Origin of the sequence: Acidovorax sp. LjRoot74 (assembly GCF_964254355.1) — a bacterium.
Taxonomy (GTDB): domain Bacteria; phylum Pseudomonadota; class Gammaproteobacteria; order Burkholderiales; family Burkholderiaceae_C; genus Acidovorax.
Genome location: NZ_CAXUTI020000001.1, coordinates 2577440 through 2593256 on the forward strand (window position 1 = coordinate 2577440; position 15817 = coordinate 2593256).

The following is a 15817-nucleotide window of genomic DNA, read 5'->3' on the forward strand; positions in this document are numbered from 1 at the left end:
GGTTACCCTGCCATGCAACAAGACATCCTGATCAACTGGTCACCGCAGGAGACGCGCGTGGCCGTGGTGGAGCACGGCGCCGTGCAGGAGCTGCACATCGAGCGCACGCTGGAGCGGGGCCTGGTGGGCAACGTCTATCTGGGCAAGGTCTCGCGCGTGCTGCCTGGCATGCAGTCGGCCTTTATCGACATCGGTCTGGAGCGCGCGGCGTTTCTGCATGTGGCCGATGTGTGGCAGCGCCAGCCCGATGGCGAGCCGCCCGCCTTTGCGCGCAAGACCGAACCCCAGGTGCCCATCGAAAAGCAGGTGTTCGAGGGCCAGGCGCTCATGGTGCAGGTCATCAAGGACCCCATCGGCACCAAGGGCGCGCGCCTGTCCACGCAGATCAGCATTGCAGGCCGCCTGCTGGTGTTTCTGCCGCAGGACGACCATGTGGGCGTGTCGCAGAAGATTCCGCCTGCCGAGCGCGACGCACTGCGCGCGCGCCTGCAGGCGCTGGTGGGTGACAAGGCCTCGGGCGGCGGAGGGGGCTTCATCCTGCGCACCAACGGCGAAGACTCTACGGACGAAGAGCTGGCCGAAGACATTGCCTACCTGCGCAAGACCTGGGCGCGCATCAAGGAGGCATCGCTCAAGCTGCCCGCGATGTCGCTCTTGCACCAGGATCTGGACCTGCTGCAGCGCGTGCTGCGCGATCTGGTGGGTGACCACACGCAGACCATCCGGCTCGATTCGATGGAGCAGTTCCAGCGCCTGCGCGCGTTTGGGCAGGAGTTCATGCCCGCAGCTGCTGGCAAGCTGCAGCACTACAAGGGTGAGCGCCCCATCTTCGACCTGTACTCCATCGACGAAGAAGTGGCCAAGGCCCTGGGGCGCCGGGTGGAGCTGAAGTCCGGCGGCTACCTGATCGTGGACCAGACCGAAGCGCTGACCACCATCGACGTGAACACCGGCGGCTACGTGGGTGCGCGCAATTTCGACGACACCATCTTCAAGACCAACCTGGAGGCCGCGCAGGCCATTGCGCGCCAGCTGCGGCTGCGCAACCTGGGCGGCATCATCATCGTGGACTTCATCGACATGGTGCGCGAGGACCATCAGCAGGCCGTGTTGTCGGAGTTCAAGAAGCAGCTCGCGCGGGACCGGGTCAAGACCATGTCGTCCGGCACCTTCTCGCAGCTTGGCCTGGTGGAGATGACACGCAAGCGCACGCGAGAATCCCTGGCCCACATGCTGTGCGAGCCCTGCGAGGCCTGCCAGGGCAAGGGCAGCGTGAAGACTGCGCGCAGCGTGTGCTACGACATCCTGCGCGAGATCCTGCGTGAAGCGCGCCAGTTCAACCCGCGCGAATTCCGCGTGGTGGCGTCGGCGCGGGTGGTCGAACTCTTTCTTGACGAAGAAAGCCAACACCTGGCCGGCCTCTCGGATTTCATCAAGAAGCCCATCTCGCTGCAGGCCGAAAGCGCGATGGGGCAGGAGCAGTACGACATCGTGCTGCTATAGCCGCACCTTGATCGACTGAGGGCGTCAGGCCTCGATCTGCATCGCCGGGCGGGCCTGTACCCGGGCCAGCCAGGCTTGCACATGCGGGTGTGCGTTGACGGGGGCGCCCAGGTACAGGCTGTAGCCCACCACTGAGCCCACCACCAGATCCACCAATGAGTAGTTGGCACCCAGCATCCAGGGTTGCTGGGCCAGCCGCGCGTCCAGCAAGGCAAGCAGCTCGCTCAGCTGGCGCAGAACGGCTTCGGCCTGGGCGGCGTTGCGCCAAACCTCCTCGCCCTGGGTTGCAACATGCAGGCGCCCCACCAGCGCGCCATAAGTCACATACGACCAAGTGCACCAGGACAGGGCCTGCAACGTCTCGGGCGTGCCGCCAGCAGGCCACAGACCGCGCTCCACGCCAAAGCGGTGGCCCAGCCAGAGGTGGATGGCCAGGGCCTCGAACATGGGGGCGCCATCCACCGTCAGGGTGGGCACCTTGCCGTTGGGGTTCAGGGCCAGGTACTCGGGGCGGCGCTGCTCGCCGGTGCGGATGTCGATCTTGATGCGTTCGTGGGGCACACCCAGCTCTGCCAGGGCACAGGCGATGGGGGTGGCGCTGGACATGGGGTGCCAGTACAGGACGATGGACATGAGAACTCCTTGGTGGTGGAAGAAAGAAAAGGTGTTGCCACTGTAAGAACCATTGGGGACAATTTCAGTCCTCAATAAAAAGTACAGTGGCCCCATGCTCAGTTCATCGACCCGCCTGCTGCGCCTGCTCTCGCTGCTGCAAACCCGCAGCCACTGGATGGGTCCCGAGCTGGCCGAGCGCCTGGAAGTGCATCCGCGTACGCTGCGGCGCGACATCGATCGCCTGCGCCAGCTGGGCTACCCCGTGCATGCCAGCAGCGGCGTGGCGGGGGGTTACGCCTTTCGCGCAGGGCAAGCGCTGCCGCCGCTGCTGCTGGACGATGACGAGGCTCTGGCCGTGTCGATTGCGCTGCGCACCGCCACCGCCGGTGCGGTGGGGGGCATTGAAGAGCCCGCATTGCGGGCGTTGGTCAAGCTGGAGCAGGCCATGCCGGCACGCCTGCGCAAGCGTGTGGACGCTTTGCGTTCGGCCATCCTGCCGCTGGACCGCACGGGGCCGGTGGTCGAGGTGTCGTTGTTGGGCACGCTCGCATCGGCCTGCCGCGACCAGTTGCGCATTGAATTCCATTACGAAGACGGCCAGGGCCGCAGCGCGCAGCGTTCCGTGGAACCGCAGGGCGTGGTGCACACCGGCCAGCGCTGGTACCTGGTGGCATGGGATCGGGTGCGCAACGACTGGCGCACCTTCCGCATCGACCGCATCGTGGGCGACCCGCAGGTGGGAGCGCATTTTGCGCCCCGGGCCGCGCCTGATGGGGGTGATCTGAAGGGCTATGTGTCGCGCTCCATCTCCGCTCCGCGCCATGCCGAACAGGCGCAGGTGGTGCTGCACGCGCCCTATGCGGTGATGTCGCGCCGCATCCCGCAGTCCGCTGGTGTGGTATCTACCCTGGACCAGGGGCAGCGCTGCCAGCTGGAATGCGCAGCCAACGATTCGCTGGTGTATTGGCTGATGGCCCTCGATGTTGAGTTTGAGGTGCTGGCACCCGCGTCGCTCAAAGAGCGGTTGCGGGTGGCGGGGGAGCGGGCGCTGCGGTGCGCGCTGTGAAAGTCCGTTGCTTGTCCGTGGAGGACGGGGTTACAGGGTTTTGGTCAGCGTGACGATCACGCGCGACTTGTTGACATGGCCGAAGAAGGCCTTCTTGTTGGCGCCGACCACAGCCGCACCCAGCGACAGGCCGCCGCCGAAGTCGTAGGCACCGCCCACGCTGTAGTCCATGTAGTTGGGCACGCCCAGGTCCTTGATGTCGCTGGCAAAACGCGTGAAACCCACCGAGGCCTTCACGGTGACGCTGGGCGCCACTTCCTGCGCAAAGCCGAAGTTCAGGTAGCCGGTGTTGCGGCCCTTCAGGCCCGAGCCGGACTTGGCACCGGCAAAGCCGAAGTAGTCCTTGGAGAGGGTGTGCGAGTACTTGGCGGTGAAGGGGCCCAGGGTGGCCGCGCCATACAGCTCGGTGGTGTTGCCGTTGCTGTTGCCGGGGTAGATGTAGGTCAGTGCGCCCACATCGAAGTCGGCGCCTGCGGCCTTGAACTTGTAGCCGCCGTACAGGTCGGATTCGAGCGAATTGTTCGCCAGCCAGTCCACGCTGGAGTTCCAGTTGCCCACGTACCAGCCGGAGTCACCGAAGGCGTAGTCAAAGCCGCCTTGCAGGGCGGGCTTGACGGCCTTGGCCTTGGTGGCGTCCTGGTCCTGGCCACGGAACTTGTAGTTGGTGGTCAGGCTGACGTTGCCGGTGAGCTGGGCACTGGCCAGCAGGGGCAGTGCGGCCAGCAGGGCGGCGGTGATGGCTTTGTAAGAAGAGGCGTTCATGGCAGCAATGTTTGAGAAAAGAACAAGAGCGCAAGCGTAGAAAAACCCGCGTATAAAGTTCGCAAAAATTGCGCCCCTTCGCGTCAATGTTGCGCAAGTCAGCAGCCGCCGGGCGCGTTGGCTTGTGAGCTGCATCCCCCGACGACGCCCTCGCCAGGCCCGCGTTTTTACGCCGTTTTTACGGCGTCCCCCACAGTCTGTGCACACTTTTTACGGCCTCCTTCTCAGAATCAAACACCTGTTCTGATGCAGGAGTTGTCGATGGACGTGATATGGATGGCCGCGCTGGCGGCGTTGTGGGTGGTCATGGCTGAGGCCGTGGTTTTGCTGGGCAAGTTCGGCCCGGCCAAGGGGGAGCGTTCATGATCGGCATGGAAATGCTCTATGGCTTTGGCGCCATCGTGGCCTTGGTGCTGCTGGCCTACCTGGTGTTTGCGCTGATCTGCGCGGAGGAGTTCTGAGATGGATACCTCTGCCTGGAGCCTGCTGGGGCTCTTCCTGATCGTGCTGGGCGTGCTGGCGTGGCCGCTTGGCAAATGGCTGGCTGCAGTCTGTGATGGCCGCCTGCCAAGGTGGATGCATGCCATCGAAAAACCCTTGTACAAGCTGGCCGGGGTCGCGCCGGATCAGATGATGCACTGGCGCAGCTATGCGCTGGCGCTGCTGGCTTTCAATGCCATCGGTGCTTCTGCGGTGTATGGCCTGCAGCGTTTGCAGCACCTGCTGCCGCTCAATCCGCAGGGCATGGCCGCAGTGTCGGGCGATTCTTCGTTCAACACCGCCATCAGCTTTGTTTCCAACACCAACTGGCAGGGCTATGGGGGCGAGTCCACCATGAGCTACCTCACGCAGATGCTGGGCCTGTCGGTGCAGAACTTCTTCTCGGCGGCCACCGGCATCGCCGTGGCGTTTGCGCTGGCGCGCGGTTTTGCAGCGCGCCGCACCGATGGCCAAGGCTTTGTGGGCAACTTCTGGGCCGATGTCACGCGCATCACGGCATGGGTGCTGGTGCCCATCGCGTTTGTGATTTCCATCGTGCTGGTCGGGCAGGGCGTGATCCAGAACTTTGACGCCTACAAGGATGTGGCGACGCTGGAGACTACGGCCTATGAAGTGCCCAAGCTCGACGCATCGGGCCAGCCGGTGGTGGGCAGCAATGGTGCGCCGGTGATGGAAGCCAAGACCAGCAACACCCAGACCCTGGCCATGGGCCCGGTGGCATCCCAGGAAGCCATCAAGATGCTGGGTACCAACGGCGGTGGCTTTTTCAATGCCAACTCCGCCCATCCCTATGAGAACCCGACGGCCCTGACCAACTTCGTGCAGATGCTGGCGATTTTTCTGATTCCCGCTGCACTGTGTTTTGCATTCGGCCGCGTGGTGGGCGACCAGCGCCAGGGCTTTGCGATCCTGGCGGCCATGACGGTGATGTTTGTGGTGGCCGTGATCGCTGTGGTTTCCGCTGAGAAAGTCGGTAATCCGCAATGGGTGGGCCTGGGCGTGGAGCAAACCGCCAGTGCCCTGCAAGCGGGGGGCAACATGGAAGGCAAGGAGGTACGGTTTGGCATCAATGCGTCGGCACTGTTCGCTGCAGTGACCACTGCCGCCTCATGTGGTGCCGTGAACTCCATGCACGACTCCTTCACGCCCCTGGGCGGCATGGTGCCGCTGGTGCTGATGCAACTGGGCGAAGTGGTGTTTGGTGGCGTTGGCACGGGCCTCTACGGCATGCTGGTGTTTGCCATCCTCGCCGTCTTCATGGCGGGCCTCATGATTGGCCGCACACCGGAGTACCTGGGCAAGAAGATCGAGGTGCGTGAGATGAAGCTCACCTCGGCGGCCATCCTGGTCACGCCCATTCTGGTGCTGGTGGGCACGGCGATTGCCGTGGCCACGGACGCGGGCAGGGCGGGTATTGCCAACCCGGGTGCGCACGGGTTCTCTGAAATTCTGTATGCGCTGACGTCTGCCGCCAACAACAACGGCAGCGCCTTTGCGGGCCTGTCGGCCAACACGCCGTTCTACAACGTGCTGCTGGGGCTGGCGATGTGGCTGGGCCGTTTCGGCGTGATCGTGCCGGTGCTGGCGATTGCGGGTTCGCTGGCGGCCAAGAAGCGCTTGCCTGTCACGGCGGGCACCATGCCCACACACGGTCCCTTGTTTGTCACGCTGCTGATCGGCACCGTGCTTCTGGTGGGGCTTCTCAACTATGTGCCCTCCCTGGCTCTGGGGCCGATGGTGGAGCACCTGATGCTCCGGGTTCAGTGAGGTATGGCAATGACCAAGAAAAAAACTTCTTCCGTTTCGCTGCTGGATGCAGCGTTGATCAAGACCGCGCTCTGGGGCGCGCTGGCCAAGCTCAGTCCGTTTGTGCAGTGGCGCAACCCGGTGATGTTCATCGTGTACATCGGCAGCATCTTCACCACGCTGCTGTGGCTGCATGCACTCAATGCGCCTGAGGATGCGAGCATGCGCCCAGCGTTTGTACTGGCCATCACGGTCTGGCTGTGGTTCACCGTGCTGTTTGCCAACTTTGCCGAAGCGCTGGCCGAAGGGCGCAGCAAGGCGCAAGCCGCATCGCTGCGCGGGCTGCGCAAGGAAACCTGGGCCAAGAAGCTCAAGGAGCCTGTGCACGGTGCTGCGTTTTTGCCCGAGCTGGCCACCAACCTGCGCCGGGGCGATGTGGTGCTGGTGGAGGCGGGCGATGTGATCCCGCTGGACGGCGAGGTGATCGAGGGCGTGGCCTCGGTGGACGAGAGCGCCATCACCGGCGAATCGGCCCCCGTGGTGCGCGAGTCCGGCGGCGATTTTTCTGCCGTGACCGGCGGCACCCGGGTGTTGTCCGACTGGCTGGTGGTGCGCGTGGCGGTGAATCCGGGCGAGTCGTTCCTCGACCGGATGATCGGCATGGTGGAAGCCGCCAAGCGCCAGAAAACGCCCAACGAGATCGCGCTGACCATCTTGCTGGTGGCGCTGACCATCGTGTTCCTGGTCGTTACCGTGACCCTGCTGCCGTTTTCGATTTTCAGCGTGCAGGCGTCGGGCGCGGGCACGGTGGTCTCGCTGACCGCGCTGGTGGCCCTGCTGGTGTGCCTGATCCCCACCACCATTGGCGGCCTGCTGTCTGCCGTGGGGGTGGCTGGCATGAGCCGCATGATGCAGGCCAATGTGATCGCCACCTCGGGCCGGGCCGTGGAGGCCGCAGGCGACGTGGACGTGCTGTTGCTGGACAAGACCGGCACCATCACCCACGGCAACCGCCAGGCCAGCGCATTTCTGCCTGCGCCGGGTGTGTCCAAGGAGCGGCTTGCGCGCGCCGCCTTGCTGGCGTCGCTGGCAGATGAAACGCCTGAAGGCCGCAGCATTGTGGAGCTGGCCCGCCGCGCTGGCGTGGATGGCCAGAACCCGCAGGGCGTCAAGCTGGTGCCCTTCACAGCCCAGACCCGCATGAGCGGCGTGGACTTGCCCGCAGGAGAGGGACAGCCGGAATCTGCGGGCACCATGCTGCGCAAGGGCGCCGTGCTGGCACTGGCCAAGCATGTGGAAGCCCTGGGCGGCAAGATGCCTCAGGATGTCATGAGCGCGGCCGACCAGGTGGCCTTGCGCGGCAGCACGCCCCTGGCGGTGGCCGAGGGCAGCCATGTGCTGGGCATCGTCGAGCTCAAGGACATCGTCAAGGCGGGCATCAAGGAGCGCTTCATCGAGCTGCGCCGCATGGGCATCAAGACCGTGATGATCACCGGCGACAACAAGCTCACGGCAGCGGCCATCGCGGCCGAGGCGGGGGTGGACGACTTCCTGGCCGAAGCCACGCCCGAAGACAAGCTGGAGCTGATCCGCAAGTACCAGGCCGAAGGCCGCCTGGTCGCCATGACCGGCGACGGCACCAACGACGCCCCTGCGCTGGCCCAGGCCGACGTGGCCGTGGCCATGGGCAGCGGCACACAGGCCGCCAAGGAGGCGGGCAACATGGTGGACCTGGACTCCAACCCCACCAAGTTGCTGGAGGTGGTGGAGACCGGCAAGGCGCTCTTAATGACACGCGGCTCGCTCACCACGTTCTCGATTGCGAACGACGTGGCGAAATACTTCGCCATCGTGCCTGCCATCTTCGTGTCCACCTACCCGCAGCTGTCCGCGCTCAACGTCATGCAGCTGGCAAGCCCTTCGTCCGCCATCCTGTCGGCTGTGATCTTCAATGCGCTGGTGATCGTGTTCCTGATTCCCCTGGCCTTGCGCGGTGTGCGCTACCGCCCGGTGGGTGCGGCTGCGCTGCTGCGTCGCAACCTGGCCATCTATGGGCTGGGCGGGCTGCTGGTGCCGTTTGTGGGCATCAAGCTGATTGACTGGATACTTGTGGCCGTCGGGCTGATCTGAGGAGATTCTGATGAAAAACATTCTTCGCCCCGCGCTGGTGCTGTTTGCCTTGTTGAGCGTGCTGACCGGGCTGCTGTATCCGCTGGTGGTGACGGGCGCCGCCCAGGCGGTGTTCCCCCAGCAGGCGGCGGGCAGCCTGGTGCAGCGCAATGGACAGACCGTCGGTTCGTCGCTGATTGGCCAGAACTTTTCCGACCCCGGGCATTTCTGGGGCCGCCCATCGGCCACGGCGCCCATGCCGTACAACGCGGCGGCGTCCAGCGGTTCCAACCAGGGGCCGCTCAATCCGGCGCTGGCCGATGCCGTGAAAGCGCGCGTGGAAGCCCTGCGCGCGGCCGACCCCGGCAACACGGCCCCCGTGCCGGTGGATCTGGTCACGGCCTCGGCCAGTGGCCTGGACCCACACATCAGCCTGGCTGCGGCGCAGTACCAGGCAGGGCGCGTGGCGCGGGCCCGCAGCCTGCCGGTGGCCAGCGTGAATGCCGTGATTGGCAAGCATGCGGAGCAGCCGCTGTGGGGGCTGCTGGGTGAACCCCGGGTGAACGTGCTGGCACTGAACCTGGCGCTCGACGGCTTGCGCTGACGTGCGCTGACATGCTCTGGCTTTTGGCACCGATACTCGTTGATGCATGACTGACATCCAGCGCCCCGACCCCGATGCTTTGATTGCGCAACTGCGCGCCCAGGAAGAGCAGACCCAGCGGGGCAAGCTGCGCATCTACTTTGGTGCCAATGCCGGGGTCGGCAAGACCTGGGCCATGCTCAGCGCCGCGCAGCGCGAGCGGCGCGCCGGGCGCGACATCCTCATCGGCGTGGTGGAAACCCATGGCCGGGCCGAAACGGCTGCGCTGCTGGAGGGGCTGGAGTCGCTGCCCCTGAAGCAGGTGGAGTACCGGGGCCGGATGCTTTCCGAGTTCGATCTGGATGCGGCCCTGGCCCGCAAGCCTGCCATCTTGCTGGTGGATGAACTCGCGCATTCCAACGTGCAGGGTTCCCGCCACGCCAAGCGCTGGCAGGATGTGCAGGAGCTGCTGGCCGCTGGCATCGACGTGTGGACCGCGCTCAATGTTCAGCATCTGGAGAGCCTGAACGGCACGGTGGGGGCCATCACCGGTGTGCGTGTGCACGAAACGGTGCCCGACACCGTTCTGGACAACGCCGATGAAGTGGTGCTGGTTGATGCCACGCCCGACGAGCTGATCGCCCGCCTGGGCGCTGGCAAGGTCTACGTGCCCCAGCAGGCCGAACGCGCGGCGCAGAGCTTTTTCCGCAAGGGTAACCTGATCGCCCTGCGGGAGATTGCGCTGCGGCGCACGGCGGAGCATGTGGAAGACGATGTGCTGGGCTGGCGGGTGGAGCAGTCGGGCGCTTCCGGCAGCCGCGTGGCCAGTGCCTGGAACACCTCGGGCAGCATCCTGGCCTGTGTCGGGCCCCATGAAGACGCGGCACAGACGGTGCGCACAGCCGCCCGCCTGGCGGGGCAGCTCAATGTGAAATGGCATGCCGCTTATGTTGAAACGCCAAGGCTGCAGCGCTTGGGCGCAGTCCAGCGCGACAAGATTCTGGCCGTGCTGCAACTGGCGCAGGAGCTGGGAGCCGAAACGGCCGTGCTCACCGGCGACCGCGTGGCGCCCGCCTTGGCGGCCCAGGCGCTGCATCTGAACTGCGCCACCCTGGTGCTGGGGCGCCCCGCCGCGCGGGCGGGGTGGCGCAAACTTCTCGCATCCAAAGGTGTTGCGCGCGAGTTGGCCGAACGGGCGCCATCACTCGACATCGTCGAGGCAGCGCATGCGGGTAGCTCGCGGCGCCTGCCCCGGGCGCTGTGGGACCGCCATGTGGGACTGGAAGATGACGGGGATGTGGGCGAGCCCGGCGCAGGGCGCTATCGCTGGCAGGGGTTTTTGTGGGCGCTGGGCGCCAGCGTTGCCGTTACGTTGCTGGCGACACCGCTGCATGGTTTGCTGGAGCTGACCAACATCGTGATGCTTTACCTGGTGGGGGTGGTCGCGGTGGCCATGCGCTTTGGGCGCGTGCCCGCAGCGATGGCGGCGTTGCTGAACGTGCTGGCGTTCGACTTCTTCTTCGTCTCGCCGCGCCTGTCGTTCGCGGTGAGCGATGTGCAGTACATCGTCACCTTTGCGGTGATGCTGGGCGTGGGGCTGCTGGTGGGGCAGCTCACAGCCGGGTTGCGGTTTGCCGCCGGGGTGTCGATCAGCCGGGAGCGGCGGGCCCAGTCGCTGTTTGAGTTGACGCGCGAGCTGTCTGCGGCGCTGGAGACCAGCCAGGTCATCGAGATCGGCGCGGCGGCCGTGCAGGGGCACTTCGGGGGCCGCGCCGTGGTGGTGGCGCTGGACGCGTCGGACCGCCTTCAGTACCCCGACGATTTGCCGCCGGGCTTCGACAAAAGCGTGGCGGACTGGACGCTGCGCCAGGGCCAGAGCGCCGGGCTGGCAACCAGCACCCTGGCCGCGCAGGCCTGGCGCTACGTGCCGTTGAAGGCCCCCATGCGCGTGCGTGGTGTGCTGGCGCTGGAACCCGCCCAGCCCCGCTGGCTGCTGATCCCCGAACAGGCGCAGCAACTCGACACCCTGGCCCGGCAGATCGCCATTGCCCTGGAGCGTGTGCACTACGTGGACATTGCGCAGCAGGCCGTGGTGGACATGGAGTCTGAACGGCTGCGCAATGCCCTGCTGGGCGCGGTGTCGCACGATGTGCGCACCCCCCTCACGGCTCTGATCACGCTCGCCGAATCGCTGCGGAGCGCGCCGCCGCAAGAAACCGGCGCCGTGGCCAAGGCCATCGTGCACCAGGCGCACCAGCTCAATGCGCTGGTCAGCAACCTGCTGGACATGGCGCGCCTGGAGAGCGATGTGTCGGGGCTGAGCGTCCATCTGCGGCGGGACTGGCAGTCGGTGGAAGAGGTGGTTGGCTCTGCCATCCGGGCCGCCCGACCCGCGCTGGGCGACATGCCTGTGCGCACCGAGGTGCCCGCCGACTTGCCGCTGGTGGAGTTCGACCCTGTGCTCATCGAGCGCGTGCTGGTCAATCTTCTGGAGAATGCGGCCAAATACGGCGCGGGGCCGGTGGTGGTGAAAGCATCCACCACAGACAACATGCTGGTGCTGAAGGTGCGGGACCATGGCCCGGGCCTGCCCGCCTCGGTGCGTGGCAAAGAGCACACCCTGTTTGAAAAATTCACCCGGGGCCAGGCGGAATCCGCGACCCCGGGCGTGGGCCTGGGGCTGGCGATCTGCAAGGCCGTCGTGCAAGCGCATGGGGGCACAATTTCTGCCGCCAGCGTGGAAGGGGGCGGGGCAGAATTCACGGTGACCCTGGCGCGGCGCGAGCCGCCGCCCGACCCCGGTTTGAGTGAGATGGAGCGGGGCGTTTCTGCCCCCTGAAGAAAACAATGCAGATACGTACCGTTTTGGTGATCGAGGACGAGCCGCAGATCCGGCGCTTTGTGCGCAGCGCGCTGGAGGCCGAGGGCTGGCAGGTGCACGAGGCGGGAACCCTGCGCGAGGGGCTGTCGGCTGCTGGCACCCGCCACCCCGACCTGCTGGTGCTGGACCTGGGGCTGCCCGATGGCGACGGGGTAGAGCTGATCCGCGACGTGCGGGGCTGGTCCGCCGTGCCCATCATCGTGCTGTCTGCACGCACCGATGAGACCGACAAGATCGCCGCACTCGATGCCGGTGCAGACGACTACCTCACAAAACCCTTTGGCACCGGCGAGTTGCTGGCGCGGGTGCGGGCCAACCTGCGCAGGCCCCGCGCCGCCACCGGCAACGGGCTGGTGCAGGAGGCGGCGGAGCCCCTGTTCCATTTCGGCGATGTCGAGGTGGACCGCAGTGCGCGCCTGGTGCGCAAGGCGGGTGCGGAGGTGCACCTGACCCCCACCGAGTACCGCATGCTCATGGTGCTGGTGGCCAATGCGGGGCGGGTCATCACCCAAAAGCAGCTGCTGCGCGAGGTGTGGGGGCCCATGCGGTCGGACCAGAGTCACTACCTGCGCATCTACATGGGTCATCTGCGCCAAAAGCTGGAGGCCGACCCCGCCCAGCCCCGCCATCTGCTCACCGAGTCTGGGGTGGGATACCGCCTGGCGGTGTAGGGCAGGCGGCAGCCTGCGTTCCCGCGCACGTGCTGGCTAGCCCCGCTGGATTGACAGCGATTTGATGTTGACCCCCGCATTTTTTACGAACGATTTACGCCGGATTTCCTAGACTGAAAGCATGTTCAACACCGGCCACAAGTGCCCCCTGCCGGGGGCTCCGTGTGGTGAAAACATGCTGATGAAGAGTTGTCCCAGTATGGGCTTGCACCGGGTTTACCTGTTGCCTCTGGGGGAGAGTGATGGCGATCCCACCGGGTTGGTGCTGGTTCCGTTCATCACGCCGTATGCCGATGGGCAAAGCCTGCGTGCAAGGCTGCAGGCTGTGCTGGGGCGGCAGCTGCGCGGATACAGCCTGGCGTTCGACGTGCCCCGTCACACGGCCAAAGGCACTCTGTACATTCACCGGCGCGACCTGGAGAGTGCCAAGCGTTGCCTGGCCTCTGGCCTGCCGCAACTCGAAATCGGTTGTGCGGCCAGCGTTTCTTGCGCGGGGGCGCTTTCATGCCATTGAACCATTGCAGCGCGCAAAGGTGCCAAACCATTGAGGCTGGCTCTATGCGCTGCGCCCTGCGTGGCGTGGGCCCGGAGCTGCTGCGCCATGGCTGATTGGATCGCATTGCTGATGGCCGTGCTGGTGCTCGTGGTTCCGATCGGGGTGGGGTGGGTGGCATTGAAGCTGTCTGACCGCAAGGCGCAGCGGCCCCGTGGGGACTGCCCGTGAAGCGACAACCATCGACGGATGCGCGGGGCGTCGCAACGGCGGGTCCTGCAGATTTGCCCGCACTGGAGCAGCTGGAAAACACCGCGTTCGCCAGCGATCGGATTTCGCGCAGGAGCTGGGGGCGTCTGTTGTTGAGCCCCTCGGCCCGCGTGCTGGTGGTCCGATCCGGACAGACATTGGGTGGGGCCTGCGTGGTATTGCGCCGCGAAGGGTCGTCTGTGGCACGCCTGTATTCCATTGCGGTGGCGCCGTCCGTGCGGCGCGCGGGCGTGGCCAGCGGGCTGCTGGCGGCGGCAATCCAGGATGCGCGTGATGCGGGCTGCGCGGTGCTGCGCCTGGAGAGCAGGGCCGGCAACTTGGCGGCACACCGTCTGTTCGCGCGCCACGGTTTTGTGCACACCGGTTGCAAAACCGCTTACTACGAGGATGGCGAACAGGCCCTGCGCTTTCAGAAGGACCTGTTCGATGGCGCATTGGCCCAGGCAGCGGCGTCGTACCAGGTGCGCCACTATACGCAGACGCTGGACTTCACCTGCGGCCCCTGTGCCCTGCTGATGGCGATGTCCGCCATGGACCCGGCCATGCCGGTGAATCAGGCGGCCGAGATCCGCCTGTGGCGCGAGGCCACCACGGTGTTCATGGCCGCAGGCCATGGCGGGTGTGGGCCTTTTGGGTTGGCGCATGCCGCGCTGGCCCACGGCTTTGAGGTGTCGGTGTATGCGGCTGCCGGTGCCTCGCTGTTCATGGACAGCGTGCGCGACCCCCGCAAGAAGGACGTGATCCAGTTGGTGGAGAACGACTTCAGGGCAGCGCTGGAGGCGCGCCAGGTGCCTATCCATGCGCGGCCCGTGTCGCCCGACAGCGTGATCGAGCAGCTGCGGGCGGGGCGTCTGCCCATTGTGCTCATCAGCTTGTGGCGCCTGCACCGGCAGAAGACGCCGCACTGGGTGGTCATCACAGGCTTTGATGGTGCGGTGTTTCGCCTGCTGGATCCCATGACACGTTCCGGTGATCCGGACGGCGGTGTGTCCATCAGCTGGAGCGAATTCAAGAAAGTCGCAAGGTATGGGCGCCGTGGGCGCACTGCGGCCGTCATCCTTTCTGGAAAGAAATAAATTGTCCTCAGAACATGTCATCGTGGTGGAGAAGCTGGCCGACTTTCGATGGAGCCAGCCCGACATCAAGGTCATCACGGCAGAGCAATTCGTTGCCGAGCAGCCGCTGCACCGTGGGCGCGTGCGCAAGGTCACCAACCTGTGCAGGAGCTACTGCTACCTCAGCATGGGCTATTACTGCTCGCTGCTGGCCGAGGCGCGTGGTGACCGCGTAACGCCCAGCGTGGACACCATCCTGAGCCTGCAGCGCAAACGCATCGAGCCATCGGCGCTGGCGCAGCTGAACCGGCTGATTGGCCCGCTCAAGGAGATCCCGCGCTCGGTGAACACACTGACGCTGCATGTCTTCTTCGGGATCATGGACGACCCGTCACTGGCTGCGCTGGCTCGCAAAAGCTTCGAGCTGTTCCGTTGCCCGCTGATGGAGGTCACGCTGGAGAGGCAGGAGCAGTCGGCCCATTGGCAGATCGGTGGCCTGCAGGCGCTGGACCTGCGCGATGTCGATGCCGCGCGCGACGAGGTCTTCGTACAAGCCCTGCTCCAGTACACACGGCGTAGCTGGCGCCCCATGATCGCAATGCCCCAGCCGCGCATGGACCTGGCGGTGCTGCACGACCCGCACGATCGCTTGCCGCCGTCCAACCTCAAGACCCTGCGCAAGCTGGTCGATGTGGGGCAGGAGATGGGCATTGCCGTGGAGCTGATCGAGAAAAAGGACTTGGCGCGGTTGACCCAGTTTGATGCACTCTTCATCCGCGAGACCACGGCCGTGACCCACCACACCTTCCAGTTTGCGCGCAAAGCCATGGCGGAGGGCATGCCGGTCATCGACGACCCCGCGTCCATCCTGCGCTGCACCAACAAGGCTTTTCTGGCTGAACTGCTGCGCGAGCATGCCATCGCCACCCCGCTCACGCACATGGTCAGCCGCCGCACGCTGGCCGACATGCAGCACCGGCTGGCCTACCCGGTGGTGGTGAAGGTGCCGGACGGTGCGTTCAGCCGCAGTGTGAAAAAGGCGGAGAACTTTGAACAGCTGCATGGCATCGCCCGGGACATGCTCAAGGAGTCGGAAATCATCCTCGTGCAGGAGTTCATGTACACCGACTTCGACTGGCGCATCGGCGTGCTGGCAGGCCAGGCCATCTTTGCAGCGAAGTACTTCATGTGCGACGGCCACTGGCAGATCCTGCAACACACGGCCAACGGCAAATACACCGAAGGCCGGGTGCAGGCCGTACCGCTGGACCAGGTGCCTCCGCAGGTGCTGGCGGCGGCAGTCAGCTCTGCCCGTCTGGTAGGCAATGGTTTTTATGGCGTGGATCTGAAGGCCACGGCGTCCGGGGTGTACGTGATCGAGATCAACGACAACCCGAACCTGGATGTGGGGGTGGAGGACGCCGCCCTGGGCGATGGCTTGTACCGCTTGCTGCTCACGCATTTCCTCCGGCAGGTGGAGCAGCGCTTCAGCACCAACCGGGTGGTGGGCGGCTTGGATCACCAGCCCGCCTTGGGCCTGGCGGTGGCTGCGGGCTAGTGCG

The 15817-nt window shown here is 65.5% G+C and carries 14 protein-coding genes; 12 read left to right on the forward strand and 2 right to left on the reverse strand.

Annotated elements, in window-relative coordinates:
- The first annotated feature begins 12 nt into the window (after positions 1 to 12).
- Positions 13 to 1503, forward strand: a complete 1491-nt coding sequence (gene rng, locus ACSQ3O_RS12060) for a ribonuclease G (RefSeq protein WP_137747870.1) — start codon at positions 13 to 15, stop codon at positions 1501 to 1503.
- Positions 1504 to 1527: 24 nt separating this feature from the next.
- Here the strand turns inward: rng and ACSQ3O_RS12065 are convergent, their stop codons facing one another.
- Positions 1528 to 2136 (reverse strand): glutathione S-transferase family protein, encoded by a 609-nt coding sequence (locus tag ACSQ3O_RS12065; protein WP_436139022.1) that lies wholly within the window; start codon positions 2134 to 2136, stop codon positions 1528 to 1530.
- Positions 2137 to 2230: 94 nt separating this feature from the next.
- On the opposite strand from ACSQ3O_RS12065, the gene ACSQ3O_RS12070 reads away from it, so the two are divergent.
- Entirely contained in the window at positions 2231 to 3184 is a 954-nt protein-coding gene (locus ACSQ3O_RS12070; protein WP_436139023.1) for a helix-turn-helix transcriptional regulator, read from the forward strand.
- Between the two features lie 30 nt (positions 3185 to 3214).
- Here the strand turns inward: ACSQ3O_RS12070 and ACSQ3O_RS12075 are convergent, their stop codons facing one another.
- Positions 3215 to 3946: a TorF family putative porin gene (locus ACSQ3O_RS12075; RefSeq protein ID WP_436139024.1), complete on the reverse strand. Its 732-nt coding sequence runs from the start codon at positions 3944 to 3946 to the stop codon at positions 3215 to 3217.
- Between the two features lie 362 nt (positions 3947 to 4308).
- Here ACSQ3O_RS12075 and ACSQ3O_RS12080 point away from each other — a divergent pair, with 362 nt between their 5' ends.
- The 10 genes from ACSQ3O_RS12080 (at position 4309) to ACSQ3O_RS12125 (ending at position 15813) form a co-directional block, all read left to right on the forward strand.
- Positions 4309 to 4407 (forward strand): potassium-transporting ATPase subunit F, encoded by a 99-nt coding sequence (locus tag ACSQ3O_RS12080; protein WP_056414695.1) that lies wholly within the window; start codon positions 4309 to 4311, stop codon positions 4405 to 4407.
- A 1-nt stretch (position 4408) separates the two neighbouring features.
- On the forward strand, positions 4409 to 6214 hold the full coding sequence (kdpA, locus tag ACSQ3O_RS12085) for a potassium-transporting ATPase subunit KdpA (protein ID WP_436139025.1): 1806 nt from the start codon (positions 4409 to 4411) through the stop codon (positions 6212 to 6214).
- Between the two features lie 9 nt (positions 6215 to 6223).
- Complete coding sequence (gene kdpB, locus ACSQ3O_RS12090) at positions 6224 to 8323, forward strand: potassium-transporting ATPase subunit KdpB (RefSeq protein ID WP_436139026.1); 2100 nt, start codon at positions 6224 to 6226, stop codon at positions 8321 to 8323.
- 10 nt (positions 8324 to 8333) lie between these two features.
- Complete coding sequence (gene kdpC / locus ACSQ3O_RS12095) at positions 8334 to 8906, forward strand: potassium-transporting ATPase subunit KdpC (protein ID WP_436139027.1); 573 nt, start codon at positions 8334 to 8336, stop codon at positions 8904 to 8906.
- Between the two features lie 46 nt (positions 8907 to 8952).
- The gene (locus ACSQ3O_RS12100; protein WP_436139028.1) at positions 8953 to 11724 is read left to right on the forward strand and encodes a DUF4118 domain-containing protein; all 2772 of its coding nucleotides are present in this window, start codon (positions 8953 to 8955) and stop codon (positions 11722 to 11724) included.
- Between the two features lie 8 nt (positions 11725 to 11732).
- Positions 11733 to 12437 (forward strand): two-component system response regulator KdpE, encoded by a 705-nt coding sequence (gene kdpE, locus ACSQ3O_RS12105; RefSeq protein WP_298456784.1) that lies wholly within the window; start codon positions 11733 to 11735, stop codon positions 12435 to 12437.
- A gap of 121 nt (positions 12438 to 12558) precedes the next feature.
- On the forward strand, positions 12559 to 12951 hold the full coding sequence (locus tag ACSQ3O_RS12110) for a hypothetical protein (protein ID WP_436139029.1): 393 nt from the start codon (positions 12559 to 12561) through the stop codon (positions 12949 to 12951).
- An 87-nt stretch (positions 12952 to 13038) separates the two neighbouring features.
- The gene (locus tag ACSQ3O_RS12115) at positions 13039 to 13161 is read left to right on the forward strand and encodes a hypothetical protein (RefSeq protein ID WP_436139030.1); all 123 of its coding nucleotides are present in this window, start codon (positions 13039 to 13041) and stop codon (positions 13159 to 13161) included.
- Positions 13158 to 14276 carry a peptidase C39 family protein gene (locus ACSQ3O_RS12120; RefSeq protein WP_436139031.1) on the forward strand — a complete coding sequence of 373 codons (1119 nt, stop codon included), beginning with the start codon at positions 13158 to 13160 and terminating at the stop codon, positions 14274 to 14276. The genes ACSQ3O_RS12115 and ACSQ3O_RS12120 overlap by 4 nt, the downstream gene beginning before the upstream one ends.
- 1 nt (position 14277) lies before the next feature.
- Positions 14278 to 15813, forward strand: a complete 1536-nt coding sequence (locus tag ACSQ3O_RS12125) for a RimK family protein (protein WP_436139032.1) — start codon at positions 14278 to 14280, stop codon at positions 15811 to 15813.
- Positions 15814 to 15817: the final 4 nt, after the last annotated feature.

What these genes read in the sequence shown, in the direction of transcription:
- kdpB (WP_436139026.1), top strand. Translation starts at nt 6,224, where the DNA reads ATGACCAAGAAAAAAACTTCTTCCGTTTCGCTGCTGGATGCAGCGTTG.
- ACSQ3O_RS12115 (WP_436139030.1), top strand. Translation starts at nt 13,039, where the DNA reads ATGGCTGATTGGATCGCATTGCTGATGGCCGTGCTGGTGCTCGTGGTT.
- ACSQ3O_RS12075 (WP_436139024.1), bottom strand. Translation starts at nt 3,946, where the DNA reads ATGAACGCCTCTTCTTACAAAGCCATCACCGCCGCCCTGCTGGCCGCA.
- ACSQ3O_RS12100 (WP_436139028.1), top strand. Translation starts at nt 8,953, where the DNA reads ATGACTGACATCCAGCGCCCCGACCCCGATGCTTTGATTGCGCAACTG.
- kdpA (WP_436139025.1), top strand. Translation starts at nt 4,409, where the DNA reads ATGGATACCTCTGCCTGGAGCCTGCTGGGGCTCTTCCTGATCGTGCTG.
- ACSQ3O_RS12065 (WP_436139022.1), bottom strand. Translation starts at nt 2,136, where the DNA reads ATGTCCATCGTCCTGTACTGGCACCCCATGTCCAGCGCCACCCCCATC.
- ACSQ3O_RS12110 (WP_436139029.1), top strand. Translation starts at nt 12,559, where the DNA reads ATGTTCAACACCGGCCACAAGTGCCCCCTGCCGGGGGCTCCGTGTGGT.
- rng (WP_137747870.1), top strand. Translation starts at nt 13, where the DNA reads ATGCAACAAGACATCCTGATCAACTGGTCACCGCAGGAGACGCGCGTG.
- kdpE (WP_298456784.1), top strand. Translation starts at nt 11,733, where the DNA reads ATGCAGATACGTACCGTTTTGGTGATCGAGGACGAGCCGCAGATCCGG.
- ACSQ3O_RS12070 (WP_436139023.1), top strand. Translation starts at nt 2,231, where the DNA reads ATGCTCAGTTCATCGACCCGCCTGCTGCGCCTGCTCTCGCTGCTGCAA.
- kdpC (WP_436139027.1), top strand. Translation starts at nt 8,334, where the DNA reads ATGAAAAACATTCTTCGCCCCGCGCTGGTGCTGTTTGCCTTGTTGAGC.
- ACSQ3O_RS12080 (WP_056414695.1), top strand. Translation starts at nt 4,309, where the DNA reads ATGATCGGCATGGAAATGCTCTATGGCTTTGGCGCCATCGTGGCCTTG.